The organism is Microbacterium suwonense (assembly GCF_030296555.1).
Lineage (GTDB): Bacteria > Actinomycetota > Actinomycetes > Actinomycetales > Microbacteriaceae > Microbacterium > Microbacterium suwonense.
In genome coordinates this window covers 1,616,317-1,634,344 of sequence record NZ_AP027728.1, presented here as the reverse complement: position 1 = coordinate 1,634,344, position 18,028 = coordinate 1,616,317, and the positions used below count along the sequence as shown (strand labels likewise).

The 18,028-nt window shown below is 69.7% G+C and carries 13 protein-coding genes and 3 pseudogenes; 10 read left to right on the top strand and 6 right to left on the bottom strand.

Features of this window, described 5'->3' with window-relative positions; translation table 11 throughout:
* Window positions 1–27: 27 nt before the first annotated feature.
* The 4 genes and pseudogenes from QUE33_RS08180 to QUE33_RS08160 all read left to right on the top strand — a co-directional run bounded on the left by QUE33_RS08180 (window position 28) and on the right by QUE33_RS08160 (window position 5,900).
* Window positions 28–1,161, top strand: a complete 1,134-nt coding sequence (locus QUE33_RS08180; RefSeq protein ID WP_286298998.1) for an SseB family protein — start codon at window positions 28–30, stop codon at window positions 1,159–1,161.
* A gap of 143 nt (window positions 1,162–1,304) precedes the next feature.
* A pseudogene (locus QUE33_RS08175) lies at window positions 1,305–2,374 on the top strand (biliverdin-producing heme oxygenase).
* Between the two features lie 146 nt (window positions 2,375–2,520).
* Window positions 2,521–4,992, top strand: a complete 2,472-nt coding sequence (locus tag QUE33_RS08165) for an HtaA domain-containing protein (protein ID WP_286298994.1) — start codon at window positions 2,521–2,523, stop codon at window positions 4,990–4,992.
* An 86-nt stretch (window positions 4,993–5,078) separates the two neighbouring features.
* Complete coding sequence (locus QUE33_RS08160) at window positions 5,079–5,900, top strand: HtaA domain-containing protein (RefSeq protein ID WP_286298992.1); 822 nt, start codon at window positions 5,079–5,081, stop codon at window positions 5,898–5,900.
* 13 nt (window positions 5,901–5,913) lie between these two features.
* Here QUE33_RS08160 and QUE33_RS08155 read toward each other — a convergent pair whose 3' ends face one another.
* Window positions 5,914–6,690, bottom strand: coding sequence for a heme ABC transporter ATP-binding protein (locus QUE33_RS08155; protein WP_286298987.1), 777 nt, complete (start codon window positions 6,688–6,690; stop codon window positions 5,914–5,916).
* Window positions 6,687–7,711 (bottom strand): annotated as a pseudogene (locus QUE33_RS08150) (FecCD family ABC transporter permease). The gene QUE33_RS08155 and the pseudogene QUE33_RS08150 overlap by 4 nt, the downstream one beginning before the upstream one ends.
* Window positions 7,712–7,810: 99 nt before the next feature.
* Between QUE33_RS08150 and QUE33_RS08145 the strand changes: the two are divergent.
* From QUE33_RS08145 to QUE33_RS08135, 3 genes are all read left to right on the top strand, one after another.
* Window positions 7,811–8,707: a heme/hemin ABC transporter substrate-binding protein gene (locus QUE33_RS08145; protein WP_286298986.1), complete on the top strand. Its 897-nt coding sequence runs from the start codon at window positions 7,811–7,813 to the stop codon at window positions 8,705–8,707.
* On the top strand, window positions 8,704–8,961 hold the full coding sequence (locus QUE33_RS08140) for a hypothetical protein (RefSeq protein WP_286298985.1): 258 nt from the start codon (window positions 8,704–8,706) through the stop codon (window positions 8,959–8,961). Before QUE33_RS08145 ends, QUE33_RS08140 begins: the two co-directional genes overlap by 4 nt.
* 62 nt (window positions 8,962–9,023) lie before the next feature.
* Window positions 9,024–10,091 (top strand): DNA polymerase domain-containing protein, encoded by a 1,068-nt coding sequence (locus QUE33_RS08135; protein ID WP_286298983.1) that lies wholly within the window; start codon window positions 9,024–9,026, stop codon window positions 10,089–10,091.
* A gap of 108 nt (window positions 10,092–10,199) precedes the next feature.
* Here the strand turns inward: QUE33_RS08135 and QUE33_RS08130 are convergent, their stop codons facing one another.
* Both QUE33_RS08130 and QUE33_RS08125 read right to left on the bottom strand, forming a co-directional pair.
* Complete coding sequence (locus QUE33_RS08130) at window positions 10,200–11,234, bottom strand: ATP-dependent DNA ligase (protein WP_286298982.1); 1,035 nt, start codon at window positions 11,232–11,234, stop codon at window positions 10,200–10,202.
* A gap of 117 nt (window positions 11,235–11,351) precedes the next feature.
* A pseudogene (locus QUE33_RS08125) lies at window positions 11,352–12,798 on the bottom strand (phytoene desaturase family protein).
* A gap of 103 nt (window positions 12,799–12,901) precedes the next feature.
* On the opposite strand from QUE33_RS08125, the gene QUE33_RS08120 reads away from it, so the two are divergent.
* Window positions 12,902–13,414: a hypothetical protein gene (locus QUE33_RS08120; protein ID WP_286298980.1), complete on the top strand. Its 513-nt coding sequence runs from the start codon at window positions 12,902–12,904 to the stop codon at window positions 13,412–13,414.
* 21 nt (window positions 13,415–13,435) lie between these two features.
* On the opposite strand, the gene QUE33_RS08115 is transcribed toward QUE33_RS08120, so the two are convergent.
* Complete coding sequence (locus QUE33_RS08115) at window positions 13,436–14,098, bottom strand: TetR/AcrR family transcriptional regulator (protein WP_286298978.1); 663 nt, start codon at window positions 14,096–14,098, stop codon at window positions 13,436–13,438.
* A gap of 129 nt (window positions 14,099–14,227) precedes the next feature.
* Here QUE33_RS08115 and sucC point away from each other — a divergent pair, with 129 nt between their 5' ends.
* Both sucC and sucD read left to right on the top strand, forming a co-directional pair.
* Window positions 14,228–15,394 (top strand): ADP-forming succinate--CoA ligase subunit beta, encoded by a 1,167-nt coding sequence (gene sucC, locus QUE33_RS08110; protein WP_286298977.1) that lies wholly within the window; start codon window positions 14,228–14,230, stop codon window positions 15,392–15,394.
* A 19-nt stretch (window positions 15,395–15,413) separates the two neighbouring features.
* Window positions 15,414–16,316, top strand: a complete 903-nt coding sequence (gene sucD / locus QUE33_RS08105; RefSeq protein ID WP_286298976.1) for a succinate--CoA ligase subunit alpha — start codon at window positions 15,414–15,416, stop codon at window positions 16,314–16,316.
* Window positions 16,317–16,507: 191 nt separating this feature from the next.
* Here the strand turns inward: sucD and QUE33_RS08100 are convergent, their stop codons facing one another.
* Window positions 16,508–17,959: an NCS2 family permease gene (locus QUE33_RS08100; RefSeq protein WP_286298974.1), complete on the bottom strand. Its 1,452-nt coding sequence runs from the start codon at window positions 17,957–17,959 to the stop codon at window positions 16,508–16,510.
* Window positions 17,960–18,028: the final 69 nt, after the last annotated feature.

Below are 18,028 nucleotides of genomic sequence, written 5' to 3'. Positions count from 1 at the left end.
CGGGCGCCCCGCGTTAGGCTGAGTGATATGGCCTTGTTCTCCCGCCGCAAGAAGACCGACGACGCGCAACCCGAGTCGCAGGACCCGATCCAGGCGGATGCCGTGGACGAGGTCGCCGAAGACGAGCAGCCGCCCAGTGAGCCGGTTCCCGACGTCGGCATCTCGGTGCAGGCGTTCCGCGGTGTCGGCGCGCAGGCCGGGCCCGAGGTGAGCATGCCCGTCGAGACGCCGCCGGATGCCGAGCAGGGCGCCGATGAGACCACCCCGCGTCCCCGAGCGGCCTCAAGCAGCGGAGTGCCCGTCACGCAGATGGGCGGTGCACGTCTTCCGCTGGCGCCGGCCCTGCCTCCCGAGCAGACGCACACCGTCGAAGGGCTGAACGACAACGTGCTGCTGCGCGTTGCGCTGGCGCAGCTCGAAGAAGGCGTGACCAACGAACAGCTGCTCGGCGTCATGCGGCAGTCTCTGCAGGGCCACCTGTACCTGCGGGTGCACGGCGACGCCCGTGAGCAGATGGCCGCGGGCAAGCCGCTGTCGATCGGCGTGGTCCGCGATGGGGATCGCTCGTTCATGCTCGCCTACAGCTCTGGCGCGGCGCTGCGGGCATCCGTGCAGGGCGAGGAGGACGCGGCATCGACATCCGCCATCGCCCAGCCCGCGACCTCGGTGTACCAGCAGGTGGTCGCCGGCGGATTCTCCGGCATCATCATCGACAACTCCTCCGCACCGCACCGGGCAGTCTTCCCGACCGAACTGCTGCAGCGGGCGCTCGAACAGGGCGACGCCGACATGTCGGTCAAGACGCTGCTCGCAGCACCCCGTGACGAGCAGACGCCGGTGCGCGTCGCCGAGGCGCTCGCGAAGACCCGCAGCTGGGTGGCGATCAACGACGGCGGCAACGGTCAGCCGGTCGGCATCGCCGAGGCTCGCACAGCCGACGGCCGTCGCTTCCTGCAGGTGTTCTCGCATCCGCTGGAGGTCGTCGTGCTCGGGCGCAAGGACAAGCCGATGCCCTTCGAGCCCGAGCAGCTGGCGAAGGTGCTCAGCGACCATGACGAGATCGCCGGCGTCCTCGTCGACATCGCCGGGCCCTCCATCGCCGTCGAGCGCGACGATCTGAGTGCCGTTCTGGTGCTGGCCATCGACGTCGGCGACGACTGACGCGACGGGCGACGCAGACGCTCCAGACGGTGAGCGGGCGGTGAGCAGACGGTGACCGGGCTCCGGGCGGTTCCTCCCGCCCGGCAAGTCAACTAGAGTAGGTAAGGCTCACCTTATTGACCTCGCCGCGAAAGAGTGCCCGCATGCTGATCGACGACTCCATCATCTCCGCCGTCACCGGACACATGAACGGCGATCACGCCGACGACAACCTGCTCATCGCACGCGCCTTCGGCTATCCGCTGGCGGCATCGTCGCGGATGGTGACTCTCGACGCGCATCACGGCGAGTGGCGGGTGACGGATGCCGCAGGCGAGCACGAACTGGTGCTGGACTGGCCGGGTGGAGAGATCGTCGAGCGCGCTCAGTTCCGCCGCGAGGCCGTCTCGCTCTATCGGGAGGCGTGTCGTCGGTTGGGAGTGACTCCGCGTGAGGAGCATGCGCCGTCGCCACATGCGACTGCCCGCCACGGCGGAGGCCACCCCCATGAGGCCGCGCACGCACCCGCCCATGGCGGCGCACCCGGCCACGGGCATCACGGAACCGCAGAGGATTCCGCCGACGACAGCTTCGCCCGCCGGCTGCGCGAGGCCACCTGGGGCGATCACGGCGACAGCGAGGGCGCCACGTTCATGACCGACGTCATCCGCGGCAAGGGCACGCTCGACGACTACATCGCGCTCGTGGTGCAGCATTACTTCATGTACGAGGCGCTCGAAGAGGCCTCGCGGCAGCTCCTGGACGACCCGATGCTGGCAGTCCTGCATCCGGGGTCCCTGCTGCGCATGGACACTCTCGAGCGCGACCTGCGGCACCTGCGCGGCGACGACTGGCGAAACGGTCTGTCAGCCGTTCCCGCGACGGCGGATTACGCGCGCCGCATCCGTGAGGTGGCAGACGAAGGCTGGACGGCCGGCATCATCGCGCACCACTACACCCGCTATCTCGGCGACCTCTCCGGGGGCAGGTGATCGCACGCCGGGTGATCCGCCAATTCGGGTTCGGCGCCGAGGGGGCGTCGTTCTACGATTTCACCGACCTGGGGGATCTGACCGTCTTCAAGAATCGCTATCGCGAGGTTCTCGACGCCTACGGCGAGGTGCTTCCGGAGCCCGAGCAGCAGCGGATGCTGGATGAGGTGCGGGCGGCATACCGCCACAACACCGCTGTTTTCATCGACCTCGAGCGCGAACGCCAGGCCGCCGCAGTCTGAGCGGCGGCACGCCGCGCCGTGACGCGCTCGTCTGTGCGTCACGGCGCGTTTCGCTGCCATTTGCCAAAAAAATTAGGTAAGGCTAACCTTAACCCGATTCGCAGTCGCGAGTCCTCGCACATGCACGCAGAGGAGACCCGTCCGTCGTGTCCACAATCCCGAGAACGTCGCGAACACCCCGAGCACTGCTCGCGTTCGTCACCGCAGCCCTGCTCGCCATCGGTGGGCTTCTGGTGCCCGCCGTGGCCACCGCCGCACCCGCCCAAGACAGCACCGTCACCGCAGCCACTCTGGACTGGGGTGTGAAGGCATCGTTCCGTAGCTACGTGACCGGTCCGATCGGACACGGCCGCATCGACACCCTGGGCGGCGTCTCCGGCACCTACCGCTGGTCGAACGGCTCCGGCACCGCTGCGGCGGACACCAGCGCCGGCTCGATCGCCTTCGCGAACGGCGACGGACTGCGCTTCCGGGCGCATGAGATGGACGGCGTCTACGCGCTGGATCTGCAGCTCACCCATCCCCGGGTGATCGTCACCTCGCCCACGACGGCCAGCCTCGTGCTGGATGTGCAGGGGCGCAAGTTCGTCGGCACGTCGAATGTGGGCGAGACCTTCACGCTCGACGACGTCGACTTCGCCACGGTGGCGCTCCCGACGCCGGCGGTCTCCGGCTCCACCTACACCTGGAGCAATGCCGCCGTCACACTCACCCAGGCGGGCTCCGACGCCTTCACCGGTACGTATCCGGCAGGCGAGCCGTTCGACCCGCTGACCCTGACCGCAACGGTCACCGCGCCGGCTGCAGCCACCAGCACCGTGATCGAGGCCGCACCGGTCGCACCGCATACGGGCGAGAATGTCACTCTCACCGCGACCGTCTCTCCGGCATCTGCCGCAGGGGCAGTCACCTTCCTCGACGGCGATGACTCGCTCGGCACCGTCGCTGTCGCCGACGGCATCGCCACGCTGAACACCTCGGCACTGGCATCCGGAGAGCACCAGCTGACCGCCTCATTCGCGCCGGAGGACTCCGATGCACACCTCGCCTCGACCTCGGCGCCGGTCACCGTGACCGTCGCCGGCGCCGCGACGGACCCTGAGCCCGACCCCGAGCCGAACCCCGACCCGGTGTGGGAGCCCTCCGTCGAGGTGTTCCTGGCCGACGGCACCACGCCGATCGGCAGCACGCCCGTCTACGACGGCGACACCATCGTGATCAAGGGATCCGGCTTCGATCCCGAGGCCAACATCGGCGGCCGCGGCATGCCGATCCCGAGCGACCTGCCTCAGGGCGACTACGTGGTCTTCGGCAGCTTCGGCGCCGACTGGCGGCCGTCGGCGGATGCCCCCAGCAGTGAGCGTCAGGTGGGTGCGCAGCTGTGGGCACTGACATCCGACACTCTCGAGAAGGTGCCCGAGCGCTACCGTGACACGATCCGCGCTCAGTGGACCGAGCTGCGCACCGACGGCACGTTCACTGCGACGCTGACCGTGGCCGCGCCGAAGTCCGTCGTGGAGGGCGGCTCCTACGGCGTCTACACCTACGCAGCCGGCGGTCAGAAGAACGCCGAGCAGGAGACCGCGACGCCGATCGACTACCGCGGTGAGCGCCCGACCGAGCCCGAACCGGATGACGAGCCCGCGCTCGAGGTCATCGGTGGCGCGGAGGCTGTCAAGCCCGGTGACGCGCTCGACTTCGTGGTGACCGGTCTCGAGCAGGGCCAGAAGGTGCGCTTCGAGGTGCACTCCGACCCGGTCGACGCCGGAACGGCGGTCGCTGACGGTCAGGGCACCGCACGGCTGTCCTGGACGGTGCCAGCGGACTTCGCCTCCGGCGCCCACGAGGTGCACGCCTTCCGTGTCGACGCGGCAGGCGCCAGCGAGCCCACGGCATTCCTCACGGCTCCGTTCACCGTCGAGACGACGATCATCGTCCCGACCGACCCGACCCCGACCGCGCCCGTCGAGCAGGTCTGCGTGGCGCGCTCCGTCACCAGCGGCACGCTGAACTGGGGGCTCAAAGAGAGCTTCCGCTCCTATGTCACCGGGCCGATCGCGAAGGGCGACTTCACCGGCGGATCGTTCAGCGTCAGCAGCGGCGCCGTGAATGTCGACGCAGGTGATCGCGGTCAGATCCGCTTCACCGGCAGCATCACCGCCACCGGGCACGACGGGCTGCTGAACTTCCGGCTGAGCAACCCGCGCATCGTGCTGAACGGCAACGGAACCGGTTCGCTGTACGCGCACGTGCGCTCCACCGACACGGCGGGCACGAAGACCACTGATGCCACGGTGCGCTTCGCGACCCTGTCGTTCAATGGCAAGAGCTCTGGTTCGACGTTCGCGGTCAACGGCGCCTCGGCGCGACTGACCTCGGCCGGCGCTGCGGCCTTCGCGGGCTTCTACGATGCCGGTGCGGTGCTGGACGCGCTGTCGTTCCGGGTGTCGCTGGGTGGCAGCACCTCCTGCGATTCGATGACGGATCCGGCGTCCGGCAGCAGTGCCGCGCTGGCCTCGACCGGTTCGGACGCGCCGGCACTCGGTGTCGCGCTGAGCATCGGCCTGCTGCTGGCCGGTGCCGCGCTGACCGTCATCCGCCGACGTCGCGTCGCCTGACCGCCATCGGCTGAACGGATGCGGGGTGCCCTTCTGCGCAGGGGCACCCCGCATCCGGATGAGAGAGGACAACCATGAGAAGTTCCGTGAGGAACCATCGCCGCAGATCCGCACTGCTGCTGGCTGCGGTCGCCACCCTCGTGCCCATCTGCCTGGTCAGTGCACCCGCCGCCGCGGCCGAGGGCTGCAGCATCGAATCGGGCACGATGACGTGGGGTGTGAAAGAGAGCTTCCGCTCCTACATCTCCGGAAGCATCGCCAAAGGTTCCTGGGAGGCGACCGCCGGCGCGACCTACGAGACGCCCTCGTTCACCTTCGCCGGTGCCAGTGGCGAGATCGACGCGGCCACCGGTGCCGGCACGATCGCCTTCGCCGGCACAGTGCACTTCACCGGGCACGGCGGCGTGCTGGACATGACGCTCGCCTCGCCGAGCATCGTCATCGCCGAGGACGGCACGGCGACGCTACAGCTGGATGTACGCAGCACCGACACCTCGGGCGCCCCCGCGGTGGACGAGAAGCAGGCAGAGGTCGGTGCGCTGGGCGAGCCGATCGTCGTCGATGCCTCGGCCGGAACCGCCGCTGTCGCAGATGCGCCAGCCGTGCTGACGGATGCGGGTGCGCCGGCCTTCGGAGGCTTCTACGAAGCCGGCGACGAGCTGGACCCGGTGACGGTGGACGTGCAGCTGTCCTGCCCGACCGCCGATTCCGAGACCTCCGCCGGTGACTCCGCTGCCGATGAGACACCCGCCGCGGAGGCGCCGGAGGCGGGCACCGAGACGCCCGAGGAGGAGACGCCCGGCGAGAGCGCCGGGTGGGTGCCGTTCGCCATCGGCGGCGGCGCTGTGGTCGCGATCGCCGCAGCGACCGGAGGGTTCCTGATCGCGCGCCGACGCCGGCGGGGGTGAGCCGCGTCCGCGCTCAGCGCAAGGGAACGATGATCCCCCGCCCGGTCACCGGGTGGGGGATCACCTCCACCGGCGTGCGGTAGACGCTCGAGACGTTCGCCGCGGTGAGCACCTCATCTGCCGTTCCGACGGCCGCGACCGCGCCCTGCTGCAGCAGCATCACCCGATCCGCGTAGGCGGCGGCCAGGTTCAGATCGTGCAGCACGACGAGCACCGCCGCGCCATCGAGTGCGAGGTCGCGGGCGCGGGTGAGCAGCGCCTCCTGATGGCCGATGTCCAGTGCGGCCGTCGGCTCGTCGAGGAACACCGCCCCGGTGCGTCCGGCGATCACCCTGGCGAAAGCGGCGCGGGCGCGCTCGCCGCCCGACAGCGAGGGCACACGGCGTGCAGCCAGATGCGTGACGTCGGCGATCTCCAGCGCCCAGGCGACGGCATCCGCATCCTCGTCCGCCTGCGCCGTGCGCCGCCACGGCGCGCGGCCCATCTCCACGACCTCCTGCACCGTGAACGGGAAGGCCGTGCGATTGTCCTGCAGCAGCACGCCGCGCCGGCGGGACAGCTCGCCCAGACTCCAAGCGGCGAGCGGCCTGCCTGCGAACTCCACCTCGCCGTGCTCGACGGCGATGTCACCGGCCAGCACACCCAGCAGGGTGGACTTGCCGGCGCCGTTCGGGCCCAGCACTGCGAGCACCTCGCCGGCATGCAGCTCGAGGTCGACCCCGTCCAGCAGCACGTTCCCGGAGCGGATCACCGTGGCGCCGCGCAGGGCGCAGACCGGAACAGCGCTCATGCCCAGCCTCCCGAGGTTCTCCGGGTGCGTCGCAGCATCCAGAAGAAGAACGGCCCGCCCACCAGCGAGGTGAGGATGCCCAGCGGCATATCCGCCATCGGCACGATCGTGCGGGCGCCGAGGTCGGCGAGCGTGAGCAGCAGCGCGCCGCCCAGGGCGCTGGCGGTGATCAGCGGCAGATGGGCCGGTCCCAGGATCATGCGCATCAGGTGCGGGATGACCAGGCCGACGAACGCGATGATGCCGGCGAAGGCCACCGCCGATCCCACCAGCAGGGCGACCACGACGATCGTGAACAGCCGCAGCCGCTCCACGTGCACGCCCAGATGGCGCGCGCTGCGCTCGCCGAGGGCGAGCAGATCCAGGCGGTGCGCCACCAGGTAGGCGGCGATCAGGCCGCCGACCAGCAGCACCACGCAGATCAGCACCTGCGACCAGCGGCTGCCGGCCAGGCTGCCGAGCTGCCAGAACACGATCTGCTCGCGGGACTGCGTGTCGCCCAGAAAGGTGAGCAGGGCGATCGCCGCGCCGGCCACCGCGTTCACGGCGATGCCGGTGAGCACCAGCGTCACGACCTCGGTGCGGCCCTCCGCCCGGCTCAGGCCGTACACGACCAGGCTGACGCCGAGCCCTGCGACGAACGCGAACGCGGGCACCGTCCACTCCCCGAACGCGTTGAGACCGAAGACGATGCACACCCCGCCCCGACGGCGGCGCCCGAGGAGACGCCCACCACGCCGGGCTCGGCGAGCGGGTTGCCGAAGATCGCCTGCATCAGCAGTCCCGCGACGGCGAGCGCCGCGCCGACGATCGCCGCCATGGCGGCACGCGGGAACCGGATCGTCCACAGCCCCCGCTGCGCGGTCTCCAGCTCGGGGAGCGGCAGCCCGCGGATGCCGAGCGGCTCGAGCAGCGTGCCCAGCACCTGTGCGGGCGGCACATTGAGCTGGCCGACCCCCGTGGTGATGATCAGCGCAGCCAGGAGCGCGATCGTGAGCCCGACGGCGAGCAGGGCCGGCATCCCCAGCGGATCCGACCTGCGCCGACGGGCGGGGGCGGACACGGCGAAGTCAGAGGGCACCCGACTATCTTAGGCTAGGCTTACCTTAAGCCCGAACCCGTGAGAAAGGCGCGCATGCGCGGCATCCGTCCCCTCCTGACTGCAGCCGGCGGCATCCTCCTCGCCCTCTCCCTGGTGGCCTGCCAGGCAGCCACCGCACAGGAGGCGGCGGGCGAGAAATCGTCGGCGCAGAAGACGGCGGTCGAGCTTCCCCCGTTGTCCGAGCTGACACCGGTCGCCGACCCTCGCACTGTCGAAGGGCCCTCGACCGTCATCATCGGCGGCCCCAGCCTCACACCGATCACGGCATCCGAGCCCGAGCTGCCCGTCACCGTCACCTCCGATGACGGAAACGGCCGACGCCAGGTGACGGTGACGGACACGTCGCGGATCATCGCGCTCTCGCTCAGCGGAACCACCGCCGAGCTCGTCGACGCCCTCGGGTTCGGCGACCGCCTGGTGGGGCGCGACGTCGCCACCGACCTGTCCGATACCGGCGACCTGCCCGTGGTCACCAAGAAGGGCCACACCGTCGACGCCGAGGCCGTGCTGTCGCTCGATCCGACGCTGATCCTCACCGACGGATCGATCGGACCCACCGATGTGGTGCTGCAGCTGGGCGACGCGGGCATCCCCGTCGTCACGGTGCCCCGCGCCACCGACCCGGAATCCACGTATCAGGCCATCCGCACGATCGCCGAGGCGCTGGGCACGGCCTCGTCCGCCGACGAGCTGATCGACGCGCTCGACGATGCGATCGCGCAGAAGAGCGCCGAGATCGCGCGCCTCGCGCCGACCGACGAGAACAGGCGACCCCGAGTGGCGTTCCTGTACGTGCGCGGCACGGCCGGCATCTACTACCTGTTCGGCGAGGGCAGCGGCGCCGACTCGCTGATCGACTCCGTCGGTGCGATCGACGTCGCCACCGAGATCGGCTGGGTGGGGAGCGGCCGATGACACCGGAAGCACTCATGCGCATCGACCCGGATGTGATCCTCGTGATGACCAAGGGTCTCGAGAGCGCCGGCGGCATCGACGGACTGCTCGAGGCGCAGCCCAGCATCGCCCTCACGAAGGCAGGCGAGCACCGCCGCATCATCGACGCCGCCGATACCGAGATCTTCGCCGGCGGCACGCGCATCCCCGACATCATGGACGGCCTGGCCCGCGCGCTGTACGCACCGGACTCGCTGCCGGCATCCGTTTTCTGACGGGTTCCTGTCGGTTCGCGCAACCCCTGTCCCCGCGCGCGCCGAGCACCTAAGGTCGGGTCATGGCCTCTGAGCGCGTGACTCTGACCGTGACCGACACCGACGGCGAACGCGAGGTGTCGCTGTCCAGCCCGAACCGGGTCGTCTGGCCGGTGCCGGGTGAAGACGGCATCACTAAAGCCGAGTACGCCGACTACGTGCAGCAGGTGTCGGAGCCGTTCCTCGCGGCGAACGGGCACCGCCCGGTGTCGTTGGAGCGGTTCCGTGACGGCATCCGCTCCGCAGACCCGGATGCCGACCCCGGGGCCGGCGGCTTCTTCTCGAAGAACCCGCCCAAGGGCGCGCCCGACTTCGTGGATGCCGTCACCGTCACCTACAACTCGGGGCGCAGCCACCCCCAGATCGTGTTGAACCGTGCCAGCGCCATCGTCTGGGCCGTGCAGATGAACACGATCGTCTTCCATCCGTGGGCCTCGCTGGCAGCCGACACCGACAACCCGGTGGAGCTGCGCATCGACCTGGATCCGCAGCCGGGGACCGGCATCGCCGAGGCTGTCTCCGCCGCGCACGGGCTGCGCGCCGTGCTGCAGGAGGCGGGCCTGGAGCCGTTCATCAAGACCAGCGGCAACCGCGGCCTGCACGTGTTCTGCCCGATCGTGCCGGAGTGGGAGTTCCTCACGGTGCGGCATGCGGTGATCGCCGCCGGTCGCGAGCTGGAGCGGCGGATGCCGGATGCCGTCACGATGAGCTGGTGGAAGGAGGAGCGCGGCGAGCGCATCTTCGTCGACTTCAACCAGGCCAACCGCGACCGCACGATGGCCGGCGCGTACAGTCCGCGCGCGAAGGTCGGTGCGCCGGTGTCGACACCGCTGGAGTGGGAGGAGCTCGACGAGCTGGATCCGACGCGGTTCACGGTGCGGAGCATCCCCGCGCGACTGGCCGAGGTCGGCGACCCGTGGGCACGGATGCAGGATGCCCCCGGGCGCATCGACACGCTGCTGGAGTGGTGGGAGCGCGACCTCTCCGACGGCCTGGGCGAGCTGTCGTTCCCGCCGGAGTTCCCGAAGATGCCCGGCGAGCCCCCGCGCGTGCAGCCCAGCAAGAAGGTCGCCGAGAACTGGGACGAGTGACCCGCCCTCCCCGCAACCCCGTCCAGAACCCGTCTATATGGCGCGCGTGCACGGAAAACCCCTCGAAACCGTGCATACGCGCCATATAGACGGGTGGTTCGGGGCGGATCAGGCCAGCACGTCGGCGAGGTCGTAGCCGGCCACCGTGTCGAGCTGATCGTAGGTGCACGATGACGCATCCCGGTCCGGACGCCAGCGCTCGAACTGCACCGTGTGCCGGAAGCGCACGCCCTCCAGCTGGTCGTAGCGCACCTCCAGCACGCGCTCGGGCCGCAGCCGCACGAACGACACGTCCTTCGCGCCGGTGAACCGGGAGCGCTCGCCCTCGCCGACCACCGCCTCCCCGGACTCGTCGCGCTCCACCAGGGGCGCGAGGTCGTCGACGAGCTGCTTCCGCATGGCATCCGTCCACGCCGCCACGCCGCCCACCTGCCGCAGCACGCCGTCATCGCCGTACAGCCCGACCAGCAGCGAGCCGACGCCGGAGCCGCTCTTGTGCACGCGGTAGCCCAGTGCGACCACATCGGCGGTGCGCACGTGCTTGATCTTGATCAGCGCGCGCTTCCCCGGCGCGTACGGCTCATCCAGCGGTTTGGCGACCACACCGTCGAGACCGGCACCCTCGAACTCCGCCAGCCAGCGCCGGGCGAGGTCGGGATCCTCGGTCGTGCGGGTCAGGTGCAGCGGAGCGCGCGCGCCGTGCAGCATCCGCTCCAGTCGCGCGCGGCGTTCGCGGAACGGATGCTGCTGCAGATCCTCGTCGCCGACGGCGAGCAGATCGAACGCGACGAACATCGCCGGGGTCTCGACCGCCAGCTTGGCCACCCGGGTCGCCGCGGGGTGGATGCGCTGGCTGAGCGCCTCCCAGTCCAGGCGCTGTGCGCCGGCGGATCCGGTCGCCACGACGATCTCGCCGTCCAGCAGGCACGGGCCGGGCAGCAGCTCCGGCAGCTGTTCGACGAGCTCGGGGAAGTAGCGCGTGAGCGGCTTCGCGCCGCGTGACCCGATCTCGAGGGTCGAGCCGTCCCACCCGATCAGGCCGCGGAATCCGTCCCACTTCGGTTCGTACAGCAGCGGCCGTTTCGCCGGATCCGGGACGGACGCGGCGGCCTTCGCGAGCATCGGCGCGGGGATGTCGTACATGTTCCCATTAGCGCCCGTGCCGCCCGCATCCGCAACCCCGCGTCACAGCCCGTCTATTTGTGCCAAATGCGGCGGAACCCGTGGCTTTCGCCCGCATTCGGCACAAATAGACGGGCTTCAGAACAGGTCGGGGAGGGTGTGCGGCAAGCCGGCGTCGCGCAGCGCGGTGCGCGCGGCGAGCCAGCCCGGCATCCCGGTGACACCGGGGCCGGGCGGGGTGGAGGCGGATGCCAGGTACACGCCGCGCATCGGGGTGCGCCACGGTGCGCGGGAGACCACCGGGCGCCGCACGGCCTGAAGCATCGTGAAGGCCCCGCCGAAGATGTCGCCGCCGAGCTCGGCGGGATTGAGCATCTCCCGTGCGGATGCCGGCACGGCGTGGCTCTCTCGCACCCGGTCGCGGAATCCCGGCGCGAAGCGCTCGACCTGAGCCGTGACCAGCTCAGTGGCATCCAGCTCCGATCCGGCCGGCACATGGATGTAGGTCCACAGCACCGCCTTGCCCGCCGGGGCCCGGGTGTCATCGAGCACCGACGGCTGCACGGCGAGCACGTACGGGCGCTTGCCGACCGTGCCGCGGGCGACGGCGTTCTCGCTGGCCCACACCTCCTCGCGCGTGCCGCCCAGGTGCACCGTCGGTGCACGTGCGACATCCGGGTTCGCCCAGGGGATCGGCCCGTCCAGGGCGAAGTCGACCTTCGCGGCCGCAGGACCGTACCGGTAGGCGCGCAGCGCCCGTGCATAGCCCGCCGGGACGTCGGGGTGGGTGAGGGCGAGTCGCGGCGAGGTGTTCAGCACGAGCAGGTCGCCGCGCCGGGGGTCGCCCCAGTCCAGCCCGCGCAGATCGTGCACGTGCTCGCCGGTGCGGATGCTGCCGCCGTGCGCTTCGAGATCGGATGCCAGCGCGTCGGCGATGCGCTGCGCGCCTCCTCGGATACGCCCAGCCGCCGGCATGACCGTGCGCGGCGAGCAGCAGACCCGCTGCGGCCGCGCTGAGCGAGGGCAGCGGGGCGTTGGCATGCGCGAGCACGCCCGACAGCAGTGCCGCACCCTCTTCGGTGCGCAGGGTGCGGCGAGCCAGCGGGGTGCCCTGCTCCAGCATCCGGATGCCGAACCGCGCCGCCGCGACCGGATCGGCCGGCCACCGCAGCAGCTGGTTGCCGGTGAAGTCGACCACGCCCTCGATATGCCGCACGAGCGGACGCAGCAGGGCGTACCAGGCGCGTGCGTCTGAGCCCAGAGCCTGCGCGGTCCGGTCGATGTCGTGCCAGGCGATCGCCGCCCGGCCGCCATCCAGCGGATGCGCGTAGGAGATCTCCGGGACGATCCAGTCCACGCGTTCGGCGATCCCGAACGCCCGGAAGAACGGGGAGGCCAGCGCGGCCGGGTGCACGGCCGAGCAGACGTCGGAGACGAAACCGGGCAGTGGGCCGGGAGCTGTGCGCACCCCGCCGCCGACGACGCCGGCCGCCTCCCGCACCTCGACCCGGTAGCCGGCTCGTGCCAGCGCGACGGCAGCAGCCAGCCCGTTCGGTCCGCTGCCGATCACCGTCGCGCGCGCCATGCCCCCAGTGTGTCACGAGGAAGAGGTCACGCCGGCGGGAGAGGTCATGCCACGGGCAGAGGTCGGCCACCGGCGGGCCTGCGCGAGTGAGAGAATCGAGGTGATGAACGAGACACAGGGGCCGACCCCCACCGGAACCTCCCGCCCCTACCGATCCCTCGCCGACGCGCTCCGCGCACACCGCATCCCCGAAGAGAACCACGCCTTCGTCGAAGCCGTCTCGAACGCCGTCGGCGTGATCACCTTCATCGACCGCGGCCGCTACATCGAGGCGCTCCGGCGCGAGGGCGCCGCGCTGCACATCGGCCGCACCTACATCAACGGCTTCACCGAAGACGAGCAGGTGCTCGTCGGCGGTCGTGCGCTGCCGCTGCAGGCCAGCGAGGGACGCGCGCCCTACTTCTACGTCACCCAGCCCAGCGCGCTGCCCTCGGCCACGACCGCGGGCCGGCGGTCGGCCGGAACCCGCGCCGCCGGCACGCGCAGCACCGCGAAGACGGCATCCGCTGCGCGCGCCCCCAGGGCCGCCACCCGGCGTGAGGAACGCGACTACGGCGTGTGCGAGGTGTGCTTCATGGTGCGCAACGCCGCCGGCAAGTGCGGATGCGACGACTGAGCCATCTCGTCATGGCCTGAGTCAGTCAGACAGCTCGGCCTGCACGCGGCGGGAGATCTCGGCGATCGGCATCGACCGGGGGAACACCGCCACCACGACGTCGTCGGATGCGGCATCCGTTCCGCCCGGCAGCACGCCGTAGCGACGGCGCACGTCGTCGAGGGCGGCGCGCAGCGTGGTGACCGGCACGCGTTTGCCGCGCAGCAGCTGCCGCAGCACGTGGTTGTGCACGGCGGTCACCAGCGCTGAGAAACCGACCGCGTCGATCGGCGAGATGCCAGGGAGCGCATCGCGCAGGTACTCGTCGAACAGCCGCTCGTAGCGGAACACGGTCACGATCTCGCGATTGCGCAGCACCGGCACCTGACGGACGATCTCGTACCGGCGGCGGGCGAGCTCGGGGTCGCGCACGAAGTAGTCGAAGACGCGCTCGGATGCCGCGCAGACGGCCTCCCACGGATCGTCGTGCGGCTGCTCGAAGAACGCGCGCAGATCGGCGAGCATCTGCTCGTGATCGGTGAAGACCACGTCCTCCTTGCCGCCGAACTGTCGGAAGAAGGTGGAGCGCGAGACGCCGGCTGCCTTGGCGATCTGCTCGACCGACGTGGCCTCGAAACCCTGGGTGGCGAACAGTTCGAGCGCGGCGGCGACCACACCGGTGTGGGACGGAGACGGATGCTGCATAGGGTGAAGCCTAGTCTCGGCCGTTCGGGGGATGTCGCCAGCGGTAGTAGGCTTGCTGATCGGGTCGAATCATCGACAACCCGACAGAACTGTCGCGTCCCACCCGCCGCAACCAGCGAAGGACTGCACGTGGATCTCTACGAGTACCAGGCACGAGACCTATTCGAATCCTACGGAGTGCCGGTTCTCGCCGGCATCGTCGCCGACACCCCCGAGGAGGTGAAGGCAGCGGCCGAGAAGCTCGGCGGTGTCGTCGTCGTCAAGGCTCAGGTGAAGACCGGTGGCCGCGGCAAGGCAGGCGGCGTCAAGGTCGCCAAGAACCCCGACGAGGCCTACGAGGCAGCCAAGGCCATCCTGGGCCTGGACATCAAGGGCCACGTCGTCAAGCGCGTCATGGTCGCCGCCGGCGCTCGCATCGCCGAGGAGTTCTACTTCTCGGTGCTGCTGGATCGCGCCAACCGCTCCTACCTGTCGCTGTGCAGCGTCGAGGGCGGCATGGAGATCGAGCAGCTCGCCGTCGAGAAGCCCGAGGCTCTTGCCCGCGTCGAGGTCGACCCGCTGGTCGGCATCAACAAGACCAAGGCGATCGAGATCGCTAAGGCCGCGAACTTCCCCGACGAGCTCGTCTCGAAGGTCGCCGACGTGTTCGTCAAGCTCTACGACGTCTACAAGGGCGAGGACGCCACGCTCGTCGAGGTGAACCCGCTGGTGCGCACCGAAGAGGGCGACATCATCGCACTCGACGGCAAGGTCTCGCTGGACGAGAACGGCTCCGAGGTGCGCCACCCCGAGCACGAGAAGCTCGAGGACAAGTCCGCCGCCGACCCGCTGGAGGCGAAGGCCAAGGCATCCGGTCTGAACTACGTCAAGCTCGACGGTCAGGTCGGCATCATCGGCAACGGCGCGGGCCTGGTCATGTCCACGCTCGACGTGGTCGCCTACGCGGGCGAGAACCACGGCGGCGTCAAGCCGGCGAACTTCCTCGACATCGGCGGCGGCGCCAATGCGCAGGTCATGGCGAACGGACTGGACGTCATCCTCGGCGACGAGCAGGTCAAGAGCGTGTTCGTGAACGTCTTCGGCGGTATCACTTCGTGCGTGGCCGTGGCGGAGGGCATCGTGAAGGCCCTCGAGATCCTCGGCGATGCCGCTACCAAGCCGCTGGTCGTGCGCCTGGACGGCAACCAGGTGGAGCAGGGCCGGGCCATTCTCGCCGAGGCGAACCACCCGCTGGTGACCCTCGCCGCCGGAATGGACGAAGGCGCCGACAAGGCCGCCGAGCTGGCGAACGCCTGAGACTGAAGGAATCAGAGAAATGTCGATCTACCTCAACAAGGACTCCAAGGTCATCGTCCAGGGCATCACGGGCGGCGAGGGCACCAAGCACACCGCCCTCATGCTCAAGGCCGGCACGAACATCGTCGGCGGCGTGAACGCCCGCAAGGCCGGCACGACCGTCACCCACGACAAGCCCGGTGAGGGCGAGGTCGAGCTGCCCGTCTTCGGAACGGTCGCCGAGGCCATCGAGAAGACCGGTGCGGACGTTTCGGTGGCTTTCGTGCCGCCGAAGTTCGCCAAGGATGCGATGATCGAGGCCATCGACGCCGAGATCCCGCTGCTGGTGGTCATCACCGAGGGCATCCCGGTCGGCGACAGCGCCGAGGCCTGGGCGTACGCCAAGTCGAAGGGCAACAAGACCCGCATCATCGGGCCGAACTGCCCCGGCATCATCACTCCCGGCGAGGCGCTGGCCGGCATCACCCCCGCCAACATCACCGGAACCGGCCCGATCGGGCTGGTGTCGAAGTCGGGCACCCTGACCTACCAGATGATGTTCGAGCTGAAGGACATCGGGTTCTCCACCGCCATCGGCATCGGCGGCGACCCGGTGATCGGCACCACCCACATCGACGCGCTCGCCGCTTTCGAGGCCGACCCCGCCACCAAGGCCATCGTCATGATCGGCGAGATCGGCGGCGACGCCGAGGAGCGCGCGGCCGAGTACATCAAGTCGCACGTGACCAAGCCGGTCGTCGGCTATGTGGCCGGCTTCACCGCGCCCGAGGGCAAGACCATGGGCCACGCCGGCGCCATCGTCTCGGGCTCGGCGGGCACCGCGCAGGCCAAGAAGGAGGCCCTCGAGGCCGCCGGGGTCAAGGTCGGCAAGACGCCGTCCGAGACCGCCGAGCTGATGCGCTCCATCGTCGAAGGTCTCTGACCGATCGGCTAAGCTGAACGACGAAGGCCCCGGGCTCCACCCCGGGGCCTTCGTCCTGTCTGGGCTTCTGGTGTCCTCGCCACAGATGTCGGCTCAGAATACGGTTTGCGTGAGAAATGCGGTGATCTGCGCCGACATCCGTAGAATCTGCCGACATCCGTGGCAACGGGTGTCGGCAGGCTCGATGGATGTCAGGCCAGCAGCACCTCGATCGGACCCCGGGCGAAGAAGATCACGAACCCGGCCGTGACGATCCACAGCAGCGGGCTGATCTCCCGGGCCTTGCCCGCGAACGCACGGGCCGCGACCCAGCCGATGAAGCCCGCCCCGATGCCGTTGGCGATCGAGTAGGTCATCGGCATCACGGCGACCGTGAGGAACACTCCGAACAGAGCCGAGAAGTCGGTCAGATCGATGAAGCGGATCTGGCTCATCATCAGCGCACCCACGATCACCAGGGCGGCTGCGGCCACCTCGGTCGGCACGATCGACACCAGCGGGGTGAAGAACATCGCGATCAGGAACAGCCCACCGGTCACCAGGTTCGCGAACCCTGTGCGCGCCCCTTCGCCGATGCCCGCTCCCGACTCGATGAACACCGTGTTCGACGACCCCGAGGTCGCACCGCCCACGACGGCGCCGACGCCCTCGATGATCAGCGAGGACTTCAGCCGCGGGAAGTTGCCCTTCTCGTCGGCGAGACCGGCCTCCTTCGCGAGCCCGGTCATGGTGCCCATGGCGTCGAAGAAGTTCGTGAACACCAGGGTGAACACCAGCATCAGCGCGGCCAGCGCGCCGATCCGGCCGAACGAGCCGAACAGGTCCACCTGGCCGACCAGCGACAGATCGGGCAGGCTCACCAGCTGCTCGGGCAGCGCCGGAACCGACAGACCCCAGCCGCCGAGGTTGTCGTCGCTCTTCGCGCCGATGTGCCAGATCGCCTCGACGATCACCGCCAGCACGGTGCCCGAGACCAGGCCGATCAGGATGCCGCCCTTCACCTTGCGGGCGACGAGCACGCCGGTCAGCAGCAGGGTGATGACGAAGATCAGGGTCGGCACGGTACTGACCGAGCCGCCGATGCCCAGTGTCACGGGCGGCGAGGAGGCGGCGGTGACGAAACCGGCGTTCACGAAGCCGATGAAGGCGATGAACAGGCCGATGCCCACCGTGATCGCGATCTTCAGCTGCATCGGCACCGCGTCGAAGATCATCCGGCGCAGCCCGGTGGCGCTGAGCACCACGATGATGAGGCCGTTGATGACGACCAGACCCATCGCCTCGGGCCAGGTGACCTCTCCGACCACCGAGAACGCCAGGAAGGCGTTGATGCCCAGCCCCGCCGCGAAGCCGAACGGCAGCCTGGCGATGAGGCCGAACAGGATCGTCATCACCGCGGCAGTGAGACCGGTGACGGCGCTCAGCTGCAGGAAGTCGAGCGCGTTGCCCGAGATGTCGGTCGTGGACGAGAGGATGATCGGGTTCAGGATGACGATGTACGCCATCGTCACGAACGTGACCACTCCACCGCGGATCTCGGCGCCGAAGCTCGATCCTCGCTTCGTGATCTCGAAGAATCGGTCGAGCGCGTTGCGCGGCGGGCCGTCGGTTGCGGAATCGGGGTGCACAGGGGCAGTTGTCATCGGGACCTCCGCAGGAGAATCTATCGTGTCGCGTGCCCCGACCGACACTGTCGGATCTGAGCCGTAGGC